A 12,805-nucleotide genomic window follows, 5' to 3' on the forward strand; every position below is an offset into this window, starting at 1 on the left:
GCGATAATTTCATTATCGATCAGATGAACACAGCAATATATTAACATCATTTCTATCGTGTCTGTACATAGAACGGCGGATAATGGATAATCTGTATAAGCTTCTAAAAATTCAAACTAAAAAGGGGAGTTAGATCATGCTCTTTATCTGTTATCCTGCCTGAGGGACCTGCAAAAAAGCCCGTGCATGGCTTGACAAAAACAAGATCGGATACTCGGAGAGGGACATAAAGCTGGACAATCCCACAGCAGAGGAAATCAAAAAATGGCACAAAATGAGCGGAGCCGAGCTGAAAAAATTCTTCAACACAAGCGGCCAGATCTACAGAAGCCTGGAACTGAGCGAAAAACTTCCGGACATGAGCGAAGATGAGCAGATAAAACTTCTCGCTAAAGACGGCATGCTAGTCAAAAGACCCCTCCTGGTAGGGAGTGACTTTGTCATTACAGGCTTCAAAGAGGGAGAATGGGAAGAGAAGCTTTTGAAGAAAAACAAATAACTCAGACAAATATCAAAACTAAAGTTTTTCCGCAATAATGCCGATGGAAACCAACAAAACATCGTGTTAAGATTTTAAAACAAACACAAAAAAGATATTTTGGAAAGTTTATAAAAAAGGAGGTACATGCAAATGCTTACAAGTTCACGCAATCAGTTTAAAGGTACGGTAAAATCGATAAAAAAGGGTGCAGTCAACGACGAAATAGTCATCCAACTTCCCGGAGGGACCAAGCTTACCTCGATAATCACCGAGACAAGCACAACTGCGTTGGGGCTAAAAGAGGGAACAGCGGTAATAGCTCTTGTTAAGGCCTCCTGGGTGATCCTGGCAGCGGATCTTGAGGGCATCAGGCTCTCAGCCCGCAACCAGCTCTGCGGCAAGGTAAAGGAAGTCAAGGCCGGATCAGTAAACAGCGAGGTCGTTGTCACGCTTGACGGCGGTGAGGAGCTTGTCGCGATCGTTACATGCGAAAGTGAGAAGAGGCTCGGGCTCGTCCCCGGCAAAAAGGTCACCGCGCTGATAAAGGCACCGCATATCATAGTGGGAGTCGCTGAATAACTTAAATTAGCAACCTTTAACAGCTCAGATAATTATAAAGCCAAAAAATACGGGGCATCCGCCCCGTATTTTTTTATTGACGTCCGGGTGGGTAAGCACTAAAAGCCCTTGACTGATCCCCCTTCAGGCATGAAAATTACATTTTCACCCAAAAACAGGAAAGTGCTGAACAGGCGCACTGAAATAAGGATCAGGAGGGCCGGGAGATGGAAAGTGAGATCAGGAAAAAGATACTTGGGATAATCGAGAAGGATGCCAGGCTGAATGCCGGCGAAATAGCAGCCATGCTCGGCCTGGATGCGGAAGAAACAGCTTCGGAGATCAGGGCCATGGAGAAGGAGGGCATAATCTGCGGATACCATGCCTTCATCAACTGGGACAAGACCGATGACGACAAAATATCTGCCCTTATAGAACTGAAGGTGACTCCCCAAAGGGGCATGGGCTTTGACAAGATAGCGGAGAAGATCTACCAGTACCCTGAGGTGGAATCCCTCTACCTCATGTCAGGCGGATATGACTTTACCGTGATACTGAAGAGGACGACCATGAAGGAGATCGCGGCTTTCGTATCATCGAAGCTCGCGGTGATAGATGAGGTACAGAGCACCGCCACCCACATAGTGCTCGTGAGATATAAGGACCATGGGACACCCTTCATTGAACCCCGCAAAGACATGAGGATGGTAGTCACCCCATGAGGGACTTTATCTCCTCCAGGATCAAAATGATAAAGCCTTCGGGCATACGCAGGCTATTCGACATAGCCAACGAGATACCCGACGTGATATCCCTCGGTGTCGGCGAGCCTGACTTCGATACCCCCTGGCACATAAGGGAGGAGGGCATCTACGCACTCCAAAAGGGCCGGACCTTTTACACCTCAAACTCCGGGCTTCCCGAGCTGCGGGAAGAGATATGCAAAAACATAAAGAGGAAGTACGGCCTCGATTACAACAGCAAAAACGAGGTTGTTGTGACGATAGGCGGCAGCGAAGCTATAGACATCGCACTCAGAACACTTATCGACCCGGGGGACGAGATCGTCTACCCCGAACCCTGCTTCGTCTCCTACCAGCCCTGTATACTGCTCTCGGACGGAGTCCCCGTACCAATAGAGCTGAGCGCAGAGACCGAATTCCGCCTTACGCCGGAGAAGCTTGAAAGCGCGATCACAGAAAAAACAAAGGCGCTCCTTATTTCATACCCGAGCAACCCGACCGGGGCGATAATGGAGAGGGCAGACCTTGAGAAGATAGCCGACGTCGTACGCAGACATGACATCATGGTGATAACGGACGAGATATACAGCGAGCTTTCCTACAAAGACCGCCATGTCAGCATTGCCAATATGCCGGGAATGCAGGAGAGGACCATACTGATCAACGGTTTTTCAAAGGCCTACGCCATGACCGGCTGGCGTCTGGGATATGCACTGGCCCCGGCCCGCATCATGGAATACATGCTCAAGATCCATCAGTTCGCGATAATGTCTGCCCCTACTATCAGCCAGTATGCGGCTGTTTCAGCTCTGCGCGACGGGGACAAAGACATTGAAATGATGAAGGAGTCATACGACCAGAGGAGACGATTCCTGATGGAGACCTTCAGGGAGATGGGACTGCCATGCTTCGAGCCCTACGGGGCCTTCTACGTCTTCCCGGACATTTCCGAGTTCGGCATGAACTCGGAGGAGTTCTGCACGGCCCTGCTGAAGGCGGAGAACGTAGCTGTCGTGCCCGGGTCTGCCTTCGGTGAGTGCGGTGACAGACATGTCAGGATATCCTACGCTTATTCGGTCGATACACTCAAAGAGGCTATGAAAAGGCTCAGCCGTTTCGTCCAGGAACTCCGGGGAAAACATCGTTCCTAAAAATCATGAGAGCCGCAGCGTGGTCTGCGGCTCTTTTTTATCCTTGTTCCGGCATGTTCTCACAGTCAAAGTGCTGTTTTCGCACCATACCTGACCGAGCTGACGATCCGCTCGACCTCTTCGCCGCTCATGTTGATATTCAGCCCCGCCATGACAGCTCTGCTTAAGATCGCATCCGTACCTTCCATCGTCTCGGGTGCGTAGGAGGGCGCCCTTATCCCGAAGATATCTTTTTCCCCCATATCTTCCAGCGCCTTCCAATGTTTGGCGAAGTGCCAGGTGTTTTCCGATATTATGCTGAATTGTGTCCCGGCTTGTGCGGCGGCGCTCCTAAAGCACAGAGCGGCTTCAGTCGAGGGGAGCATGAATATGAGGTGGGATGCGGTGTCACCCTCATCATCATGCATGGGCCTCTCCTTTATGCCCGTATCTTTTACGGCATCCAGTATCCTTTTCTTTGTCGCCCTCATCCTGCTTAGAGCAGCGTCCATCTTGTCAAGCGCGACCGATCCCAGTGCTCCCTGAAGTTCGCTTAGTCTGTAATTGACCCCGAGCCCGAACTTTCCCTCCTGTCCGCGGTCGTGCTCCTTGCTGTGGATGTGGCCGTGGTCGTGGTAGCAATCCATCATGAACCAGAGGTCCTCATCATCCGTAAAGACGATCCCACCCTCTCCGACGGTCAGGGTCTTGTTCGGATCGAAGCTCCAGGTCCCGCATTTTCCTATCGATCCAAGAAACCTTCCTTTGTAAGTCCCCCCGACGACCTCACAGGCGTCTTCGATTACAGGTATGCCGTATATCCTGCTTATCTCCATGAATGCGTCCATATCGGCCGCAGCCCCGAACATGTGTACGGGCATCAGCGCTCCGGTCCTTTCCGTGATCAGCTTTTCGGCGGACCGCGGATCAAGTCCCAGTGTGCTGTCTATCTCCCCGAGGACCGGGACTGCTCCGCATGCGACTATCGCCTCTATCGTAGCTATGAAGGTGAAGGGAGAGGTTATGACCTCGTCTCCCGGCCCGATCCCCAGACCCTTCAGCGCGACTGTCAGCGCTGCCGTTCCGTTTGCTACGGCCAGCGCATGCTTTGATCCGGTGATCCATTTTGCCTTGTTTTCAAATTCTTCGACACGATAGATGCCCTTCCTGACAGAGTGAGATCCGTATCTGTGGATCATTTTCCTCTCTACGACATCTGTAACCGCCCTTATCTCCTCTGCTCCGAAAAGCTCTGTCCCTGCCATGCTCATCCCTCCTATTTCATGTCAGACTGCTGCATGTCCTTTATGCTTCTGATATTTTTCTGTATTTGTCTGCAATGGATCCTGACAAAACCTCTTTATTTAGGCCTGTCCCGAAACAGCTCTCCCAGAGCTTTTCCATTCCAAGTGCGGTTTTCGTCATCTTTGGGATATCTTTTTCTCGGATCCCGTAGTCTGATGCCTTTGGAATCTCCATTCCGTTCAGCTCAAGGAATCTGAGGGTCTCCGCATAGCCGTCAGGATATATCTCCTCCAGGGCGAGCATGGATATCGTTACGGCAACGCTGTGAGGCAGTGTGAGAGAAGAGTTGCTGAGTCCGTACGAAAGGGCATGTGCAGCCCCGACCCTTCCCCCTATACTGCTGCTTCCGCCCAGTACTGACGCCATCGCAGCCATTATCGCAGTTTCAGTTTCATATCCTTCGAGCCTGCGGGAGAGGGCCTCCTTCGCCAGGATCACTCCCTGCGAAGCATCCGCGAGCGCCTCTGCCGAACAGGTCCTGCTTTTTGTGATCTCGTAGTGGTGGTAGTAGCAGTCCATGAGAGTGTAGAACCTGTTGAATTTTTTTGCTCCGGACGAAAGCTGCGGGTCGATGAAGGCAACAGAGGGAGCGGCGAACCTGTTGTTTATGCCAAGCTTCTTTTCCGGACCCCTGAGTACGGCTATGGGTGTGATCTCCGCTCCGGTGCCGCTAAGCGTGGGAAGGACCCACGTTTCAAGCCCCCTTTTCATTTCCATGCCGTAACCCTGGTATCGTGACGAGGGGCCGGGGTTTGCCGTACAGAGAGCGGCCGCCTTGGCCAGGTCCATCACAGATCCGCCTCCTGCCGCAACTATGAGATCCGAGCCCTCCGGATCCGACCTGATCATCCCGGTCAGGAAGTCGACATCCTCTGTTTTTGGTTCGGATGAGGTGGCGTCGAAGATCATGACCGGAGATCCCTCAAAAAGAACAGAGAAGGCCTTCTGTCCCCGAAGCGAGCTGTCCAGCACATAAAAGGGATGCCTAGACTCTCTCCGGGCCCTTTCCAGCAAATCATCAACACCTTCTTTAGTACAGACCACCTCAGTCTCGAATTCAGTGCTCCACCACGGAGCGGCATTTATAAAACTGTCCATATCAGCGGGTATTTTCATATGTACAAGTCCCTCCTTAAAACCTTCCCGCCCTTCCGCATGAGGCACCTGCACACCTGCTCATGGAAGGGTCCAAAAGACTTCCGCTTTTCGAAATTTTTATGCGGAATGTCCGGGAGGTTCAGGGCTCTGAGAGGTATTTCCCTATCCTGGTAAGGTCGTTCGGGGTGTCGATCTCTATTGTGTCCCTCTCGGTCATGATGCATCTGATCGAGTGGCCTCTCTCGAGGACCCTGAGCATCTCGAGGCTCTCTCTCTTTTCGAGGGGGGTCTGTTCCCACTTTGAAAAATCGAGAAGGAAAGAGCGCCGCCATGCATAAGGGCCTATGTGCTTATACCATATACCCTGCCTGGTACGCGGATACGGGATAGGCGAGCGGCTGAAATAGAGGGCCCTTCCCTTCGTGTCGAAGACCATTTTGACTATGTCGGGAGAGTCGATCTCCTCCCTGCACTCTATCTTTTTTGCAAGGAGGGCCAGGGAAACATCATTGTCGGAATCAAGAGCTTCCACAAGGGGGTCTATCATGTCGCTTCCCACAAGGGGATCGTCGACCTGGACGTTTATTACATAATCGGAAGGTGTCCTTTCCGCCGCCCATGCGACACGGTCGCCCCCGCTAGGAAGTTCGGCCGGGGTCATCATCACCTCGCCGCCCTCACGGAGGACGACTTCAGCTATGCGCTCGTCATCGGCGGCGACGATCACACGGTCTACCTTTCTGCATTTGCGGACATTGTCAAGGACTCTTATGACAAGCGGGATCCCTCCGACAGGGATCAGTGGTTTGCCGGGAAGCCTGGTGCTGGCGTATCGTGCGGGTATCACTGCAAGGGTCTTCATCCCTCTAACCTCCTTCTCAGACAGCTTATGCAGTGTATGGCCGAATATCTCGGCTTTCTCAGCTGTCATTTTTTGGTTAGAGGCCAAGAATAATCCTCTTTTTTTAAATTGTCAAATATTTTTTGTGAACAAAAAGGACCGCATGAAGCGGTCCGGGAAAACTGTCTCAGGTAAAATAATCAGCGCATTTTACTGCTCAAGCTTGTATATGGTCCACCTCAGGGAGGCCGCTTTCCTCGCGAGCTTGAGGTCGCCCTTGAGATATAGTCCTTTGAACTGTATGTCCTCACCGGGACCGATCTCGGTCTCCTCGATGAACATGTCCCCTATCTCCTTCCTGTCCTCCCCAATAAAGCTGCAGGCGGCGGAAAATCTGACAGGCCCCTCCCCTTTGTTCACCAGGGTGATGTTTACTCCGTCAGATGTGACCTTCAGCCCCCTGTATTCGACAGGAGCCCCGTTCGGGATCTGCCCCTTGGAGCTGAATACCGCAAAGGCGGGCATTGCAAAGATCAATATCATGATCATCGACATGGCTATCTTTTTCACAATCAGGACTACCCCGCTTTCTTTTCTGATGCATAAATTTTATCATATCGGTCCTCTTACCAATGGTTTATATCAGCAAAAAAACCTGTATCACCATGTAAGAGTGTCGTATCATTAAAATCTAAAGGCGGCCTCCCAGTTGGGAAGCCGCCCCGGATAAAGCCTGGCGGAGAGCAGAGGATTCGAACCCCTGGGGCTGTGACACCCAACTGATTTCAAGTCAGTCACCATAGACCACTCGGACAGCTCTCCGGACAACGTTAATATTATAGCGGCCTTTTGATTTCAGGCAAGTCTAAATGAATTATTTTTCGGAGGAAAGCCATGTCAGAGAACAAAATGTCTTTTCGGGTCACAGGCATGACCTGCACAACATGCTCAAAAATAGTTGAAAGGGCGCTCTCAAAGGTAGAGGGAGTGACCTATGCATCCGTCAACCTGGCAACGGAGAGCGTCTTTGTAGCTGCTGACGACTCCGTAACATTTGAGATCCTTGAAGCTGCTGTTGAAAAAAGCGGCTACAAAATACTGAAAGAGGCACCTGCGGACATAGACGACATAAAGTACCGCGAGGCAAGGAAGGACCTCTTCTTCATCCTTCTCATAGGCATCCCGATGTCGGTGCTGATGTTCATGCACATGGTGATGGGCATACACTACCACTGGTACGGGATGATGGAAGCCGTCGCAGGTAGCATCGCTATATTCTGGGGCGGCCGAAAGACCCTCCGCGGCGCATGGATAGCTCTGGCGCACGCCCACACAAACATGGACACCCTGATCGCCATAAGTGCCGTCGCATCATGGGTCACGGCTCTGATGAACCTGGCAGGACTCGACATACCCTCCTTCGGGACTATCGGCGTGATGATCCTGATGCTGCACCTGACCGGAAGGTATATCGAATCCCATCTGCGGGACAGGGCCGCAAAACAGGTCAAGGCACTCATGACCCTGCAGCCGCGCGAGGCCAGAGTGGTCTCGGACGGAAATACTCTGATGGTACCTATAGAAGCCGTAAAACCGGAGACGATGATCCAGGTCAACCCCGGCGAGAGGATCCCCCTCGACGGTGTAGTCGTGGATGGACTCTCGGGCGTTGACGAATCCCTCCTGACAGGGGAGTCCCAGCCCGTTGCGAAGGACACCGGCTCAGACGTCACAGGGGGGGCGATGAACCTTTCGGGAGTGCTGCTGATAAGGACGACAAAGGTCGGCGAGGACACTTTCCTCTCAAAGATGCTCGACCTCGTAAGGGAAGCACAGGGGAGCAAGGTGCCCCTTCAGGATCTTGCCGACAGGATGACGCTAAAGTTTGTCCCTGCCGTTATTTCACTTGCCGTGATCAGCGCACTCGTCTGGTACTTCTTTTTTGAGAGCCTTTCACTTTATGTCGCGCCTCTGGCTGCATATCTTCCCTGGCCTACCGCATTCGGTTCGCCGGTATCGGCGGCCGCATATTCGTTCGTTGCGACCCTGGTCATAGCATGTCCCTGTGCACTTGGACTGGCGACTCCGCTTGCACTTGTAGTCAGTACGGGCGAGGCCTCGAAAAACGGCCTTCTGATAAGGAATGCCGAGGCAATACAGACACTGCATGAAGTCGATCATGCGATCCTCGACAAGACCGGTACACTTACTATGGGTGAACCCGAGGTCCTTGAGTGGGAGCTTGCAGAAGATGCCATTCCCTTTGTCTGCGCCCTTGAGTCAAATTCCGGTCACCCTGTGGCCAAAGCTGTAGTAAGCAGGCTAGGCGCCCGGGAGTGCGAAAAACCTGAAAGCGCAGAAGAAGTGCCGGGTGAGGGTGTCACCGGAAGGTGGGGTGATAACAAGTGGTTCGTAGGAAGGCCCCTGAACAGGTCGAGATGGACCGCGAAGTCGGCACTTGCCAGGACTATCGTCGAAGTCAGGAAAAACGGAGATCCTATAGGCTTTTTTGCAATATCCGACCCGATAAGGAATGACTCAAAAGAGGCCGTCTCAGAGCTTGCAAGGCTTGGGATAACGACCATGATGGCAACTGGCGACGGCATGGAGGCAGCCCTCGAAATAGCGGGGCAGGCAGGAATAGAAAACGTAAGATGGGAGGTCCGTCCCGAGGACAAGCTCTCGATAGTCAGGGAGACCCAGAGCAGGGGCAAAAAGGTCCTGATGGCCGGAGACGGGATAAACGACGCTGCGGCACTCAAGGGAGCCCATGTCGGAGTGGCTATGGGCGGAGGCATGGACCTCGCGGTCGACAGCGCGGATATAGTGATCCTGAAGGGCGGCATCTCAAAGATAGTATCTGCTGTTAAAATATCTGATAAGACCTGGCAGGTCATTCGCCAGAACCTTTTCGGCGCATTTTTTTACAACATAATAGCTATACCGCTTGCGATGCTTGGCCTTTTGCACCCCCTGGCCGCTGAGCTTGCCATGGCTGCAAGCTCAATAACAGTTATTCTGAACTCGCTCCGCATCTCAGGTTCGGCGGAGAAATAAAAAGGAGGAGACAATAATGAAAAAATTTACGCTCTTGATACCGGATATGATGTGCGGCCACTGTGAGAAACGGATCCGTGAAGCTGTGGCATCGCTTGGAGGAAACGTGACCTCACTTGACCTTGAGACTAAGATAGTTGTCGCCGAAGCGGACGTTTCAGAAGAAGAACTGATCAACGCTATAGATGATGCGGGGTACGATGCACAGATAAAGAGCTGACATTTTTTTGCTGCACCTGGATCCTCTTTTGCAGCGTTAAGCAGGATATGGCAAATTAAGTGAAAATACCTTAAACAACACGAGCAATATGATAGAATCATTTCAGATAAGGGGGAATCAGAATGAAAAAGACATCGATTTTAGCCATAACAGCTCTCATTATGCTGCTTTCGGCAGGACAAGTCTTCGCGCACCCCCCGAAAAGCCCCGCCATTTCCTGGGACAAGGCCTCGGAGACCCTGACCGTTACAGCTGAGCACAGCGTCAACGATCCGCAGAAACATTACATCCTCACCCTCACTGTGTTTGAAGGCAACAAACAGCTGCTGCTAAAGCAGTACGACAGGCAGGGAGATGCGGGGACGTTCAGCGACAGCGTAATGCTTAAGGGGCTGAAACCCGGGTCGCCTGTCAGGGTACAGCTGGTCTGCAATATAATGGGTTCTGTCGAATCAGAGATAACCATCCCTTAACGGACACATTTAATTAAGGACGCAAGAAAAAAGAGGGAAGCCTCCCCGGGAAAGGGAGGCCCCTTCTTTTGCCTTTCATGATCTGAGTCGGTAAGATCAGCTGTCTGTGATCCTGCCGTCAGGCCAGAAGAACTTTGTGGCAGGCTTTTCTCCCGGGGCGGCAGGGAATATCCTCTTTCCCTCCCACTCAACGGAGGCGCTGCCCGGCTTACCGATCCTTACCCTTACAGGCAGATCTTTTCCTGTCTCGAATTCCCTGTACTCGCCGGGCTTCAGGGTGCCCTCGTAGAGGACCTTGTTTCCCTGGCTGATCTTAGTCCAGACGTATGCTTTTTCTGCTGTGACCTTAACGGATCTCGGACGTTCACTCTGCAGTCCAGCCGGCTTCTGTGCCGCATTCCCTGCACCTGCAGCCGCACCGCCTGCGGGCTGCGGCTGCTTGCCGTCCATCCAGGAAAGGTCTACCTGCTGATCGCCGCTTGTGTTGTCAGCCGAAACGGGCTGAACGGCCACATCTGCCGAGACGGGCGAGGAGGCGGGCTCAGGAGCCTGTTCCCTGACTGTGCCAGTAGTGCCTCCGTCTATAGGACTGGTGGCGGAACCGGTGATGTCTCCCCTGTACTGCCAGGTTATCCATCCGGCCGCACCAAGAGAGAGAGTGATCAGAAGATAGAGCCATAAAAATGATCTCGGCCTGAATATTTTCGGGGAATCGATGTAATTCGTCGCTTCTTCTGCAGAAACAGCGGGTGACGCAGCCTTCTGTTTTTTTGTTATCGTATCGTAGCTCTTCCATATATCCTGAGCGCTGATGTGATCACAATACTGTCTGATGAAACTCCTCACATAGGGGCCCTTGGGCAGACGATCCAGATCGCCTTCTTCAATGGCGGCAAGGTAGTGTTTCTGTATCTTTGTTGTGTTGGAGATGTCCGAGATCGAAAGTTCCTGGGCTTCCCTGATGCTTTTTAGACGGGCTCCCAACTCCTTTATCTGCGTTCTTATTTTCTGTTCTTCGCTGATGACAGTCTCTTTTTTATCCAACCTGCCGCCCCCTTTCAGCGTTCACGCGCATCTCCCTGATCACCGCAGCCGGGTCAGGACTGCCGAAGATGGCGCTGCCCGCGACCAGGACATCACAGCCGTGCCTGACGGCCAGTTCCGTGTTGTCAGGTCCTATCCCGCCATCCATCTGGATAAGGTATTCTCCACCGTTGGCCCTGCGCCATTCCGCCAGCGCAGAGACTTTATTCAGAGTCTCCGGTATGAATGACTGTCCGCCGTATCCCGGATCGACCGACATGATCAGTACAAGGTCCGTCATGTGGAGTATGGGCCAGAGGAGCTCTGCGGGAGTACCGGGATTTATTGAGACACCGCATGGGACACCTTCGTTCCTTATGCTCTGCAGGACCCTGTGTATGTGAGGGGTAGCCTCGGCATGGACAGTCAGGACCGAAGGTTTTTCTGCAAGAAACATGGTGGTAAATGCCTCGGGTGGTTCGACCATGATGTGAACATCTATGAACTTGTAAGGATACCTCTTTCTCAGTGCTTTCAAAAGCGAGGGCCCGTATGAAAGGTTCGGGACAAAATGTCCGTCCATTATGTCAAGGTGGAGCCACTCGGCCTCTTTTCCTATCTTATCAATGTCCCTCTCCATGTTCAGGACATCTGCGGAGAGAAGGGAGGGCGAGATTATCACGCTCCTGCCTTCCATTTTTTTTATCAGTTGAAACGATCCTGCCATACGAAATCACCTCCCAGATAGATGGTAACCGTGGCCTGTCCGGTGAAAGGCACATTCATTGAGATATATTCGCTTCCGTTGGCCATAGCGTCTCTTATCACCTTAGTACCGGTATCGTCAGTAAGCTCTATTTTAAGTGAAAGAGGCTTCGTGAGAGGAGGTACCTGATATCTCAGCTTGGCCGTCTTCTGAGGAGCTGCAGGGATCGGTTTTTCAGGCTGGGGAGCCTTTACAGGTTCAGGCTCGGCCTTGGTTTCCTCTTTTTTGGGCTCCTTCGAAGAGTCCGCAGCAGGTTTATCCGGGAGCTTCGTAGGGATATCCGAAGGTTCCGTGTTCTTGATAACTACGGTCCTCACAGCGGCTGCCCTCTGCGGATCCTGATCGTCGGCAGGAGGCGTTTCGGGTGACGCCTCTCCCGGCTTGGGCGGCCTTGCTATTACCAGGTTTATCTGGGATCCTGCCGGAACGTTGGCTCCATTCCTCGGATTCGTTCTCAGCACTGTACCTGCAGGCACCTCCGCCGAGGGAGTCTCTGTACTGCTTCCGACCAAAAGACCTATCTGTTCGAGTACCTGTGTTACGACATCTATGCCCTGACCCTTAAGATCCGGCACGTTAACAAATGCTCCGCCGCCCGTCCCGCCTGCGCTTACGAGGAGGTTTACCATGCAGTTCGCAGCCACCTGCTGCGGTGCCGCAGGATTCTGGGCTATTATGGATCCAGCGGGTTTCAGCTTGTCCGTCACCCTTATGATCTTGTCGACCTTGAAGCCTGCTTCGCTGAGCCTCTTCACGCCCTCTTCAAATTTCAGGCCTCTCACGTCAGGGACCGGGAGTATCGAGCCTCCCTTGCTCACCCTTACAATGACCACTTTACCTTTAGATACCTTCTCGCCTGCCGGAAGGTTCTGCGAGATCACCGTATCGGCCCTTTCCGGAGAATCGACCTGATCGACTTTGGCGAGGAGGCCTTCCTTCTGGAGGGCCTCAACGGCATCTACCAGCTGCATTCCTGCCATGTTCGGCACAGTAGCGCTCTTATCTTCTACAAAGACCGTCCTTATACCAAAATAGGCACTGGCTATTATAACGACAAAGGCGACTGCCATGCCCCAGCGATGCACTTTACCCATAAGAAGTTCCCCTTCC

At 52.4% G+C, this 12,805-nt stretch carries 13 protein-coding genes, 1 tRNA gene and 1 pseudogene; 7 read left to right on the forward strand and 8 right to left on the reverse strand.

All coding sequences use genetic code 11. The features are described 5' to 3' along the window. Positions 1-178 precede the first annotated feature (178 nt). From OLM33_05290 to OLM33_05305, 4 genes and pseudogenes are all read left to right on the forward strand, one after another. Positions 179-499, forward strand: a pseudogene (locus OLM33_05290) (Spx/MgsR family RNA polymerase-binding regulatory protein). A 132-nt stretch (positions 500-631) separates the two neighbouring features. Continuing rightward, on the forward strand, positions 632-1,060 hold the full coding sequence (locus OLM33_05295; GenBank protein MCW1713087.1) for a TOBE domain-containing protein: 429 nt from the start codon (positions 632-634) through the stop codon (positions 1,058-1,060). A gap of 206 nt (positions 1,061-1,266) precedes the next feature. Next, positions 1,267-1,761, forward strand: coding sequence for an Lrp/AsnC family transcriptional regulator (locus tag OLM33_05300; protein ID MCW1713088.1), 495 nt, complete (start codon positions 1,267-1,269; stop codon positions 1,759-1,761). Then, a complete protein-coding gene (locus OLM33_05305) occupies positions 1,758-2,933 on the forward strand; it encodes an aminotransferase class I/II-fold pyridoxal phosphate-dependent enzyme (GenBank protein ID MCW1713089.1) in 1,176 nt (391 codons plus the stop codon). Before OLM33_05300 ends, OLM33_05305 begins: the two co-directional genes overlap by 4 nt. A 65-nt stretch (positions 2,934-2,998) precedes the next feature. On the opposite strand, the gene OLM33_05310 is transcribed toward OLM33_05305, so the two are convergent. The 5 genes from OLM33_05310 to OLM33_05330 all read right to left on the reverse strand — a co-directional run bounded on the left by OLM33_05310 (position 2,999) and on the right by OLM33_05330 (position 6,978). After that, positions 2,999-4,177: a DegT/DnrJ/EryC1/StrS family aminotransferase gene (locus OLM33_05310; protein ID MCW1713090.1), complete on the reverse strand. Its 1,179-nt coding sequence runs from the start codon at positions 4,175-4,177 to the stop codon at positions 2,999-3,001. Between the two features lie 40 nt (positions 4,178-4,217). Next, positions 4,218-5,333, reverse strand: a complete 1,116-nt coding sequence (locus OLM33_05315; GenBank protein MCW1713091.1) for an iron-containing alcohol dehydrogenase — start codon at positions 5,331-5,333, stop codon at positions 4,218-4,220. A 121-nt stretch (positions 5,334-5,454) separates the two neighbouring features. Continuing rightward, positions 5,455-6,177 carry a 3-deoxy-manno-octulosonate cytidylyltransferase gene (kdsB, locus tag OLM33_05320; GenBank protein MCW1713092.1) on the reverse strand — a complete coding sequence of 241 codons (723 nt, stop codon included), beginning with the start codon at positions 6,175-6,177 and terminating at the stop codon, positions 5,455-5,457. Between the two features lie 189 nt (positions 6,178-6,366). Further along, on the reverse strand, positions 6,367-6,726 hold the full coding sequence (locus OLM33_05325; protein ID MCW1713093.1) for a hypothetical protein: 360 nt from the start codon (positions 6,724-6,726) through the stop codon (positions 6,367-6,369). A 164-nt stretch (positions 6,727-6,890) separates the two neighbouring features. After that, positions 6,891-6,978: transfer RNA gene (locus OLM33_05330), tRNA-Ser, on the reverse strand. A 72-nt stretch (positions 6,979-7,050) separates the two neighbouring features. On the opposite strand from OLM33_05330, the gene OLM33_05335 reads away from it, so the two are divergent. The 3 genes from OLM33_05335 to OLM33_05345 all read left to right on the forward strand — a co-directional run bounded on the left by OLM33_05335 (position 7,051) and on the right by OLM33_05345 (position 9,906). After that, positions 7,051-9,213, forward strand: coding sequence for a cation-translocating P-type ATPase (locus OLM33_05335; GenBank protein MCW1713094.1), 2,163 nt, complete (start codon positions 7,051-7,053; stop codon positions 9,211-9,213). A 16-nt stretch (positions 9,214-9,229) separates the two neighbouring features. Next, positions 9,230-9,433, forward strand: a complete 204-nt coding sequence (locus tag OLM33_05340; protein MCW1713095.1) for a heavy-metal-associated domain-containing protein — start codon at positions 9,230-9,232, stop codon at positions 9,431-9,433. A gap of 122 nt (positions 9,434-9,555) precedes the next feature. Continuing rightward, a complete protein-coding gene (locus OLM33_05345) occupies positions 9,556-9,906 on the forward strand; it encodes a hypothetical protein (protein ID MCW1713096.1) in 351 nt (116 codons plus the stop codon). 96 nt (positions 9,907-10,002) lie between these two features. Here the strand turns inward: OLM33_05345 and OLM33_05350 are convergent, their stop codons facing one another. From OLM33_05350 to OLM33_05360, 3 genes are read right to left on the reverse strand one after another with little or no spacing between them, the layout of a single operon-like run. Next, entirely contained in the window at positions 10,003-10,950 is a 948-nt protein-coding gene (locus OLM33_05350; GenBank protein MCW1713097.1) for a DUF4115 domain-containing protein, read from the reverse strand. Then, positions 10,943-11,656, reverse strand: a complete 714-nt coding sequence (gene rpe, locus OLM33_05355; GenBank protein ID MCW1713098.1) for a ribulose-phosphate 3-epimerase — start codon at positions 11,654-11,656, stop codon at positions 10,943-10,945. The genes OLM33_05350 and rpe overlap by 8 nt, the downstream gene beginning before the upstream one ends. Continuing rightward, entirely contained in the window at positions 11,635-12,789 is a 1,155-nt protein-coding gene (locus OLM33_05360) for a PASTA domain-containing protein (protein ID MCW1713099.1), read from the reverse strand. Before OLM33_05360 ends, rpe begins: the two co-directional genes overlap by 22 nt. Positions 12,790-12,805 lie beyond the last annotated feature (16 nt).

It is taken from the genome of Synergistaceae bacterium DZ-S4, assembly GCA_025943965.1.
In the GTDB taxonomy this organism is placed as follows: domain Bacteria; phylum Synergistota; class Synergistia; order Synergistales; family Synergistaceae; genus Caenicola; species Caenicola nitritireducens.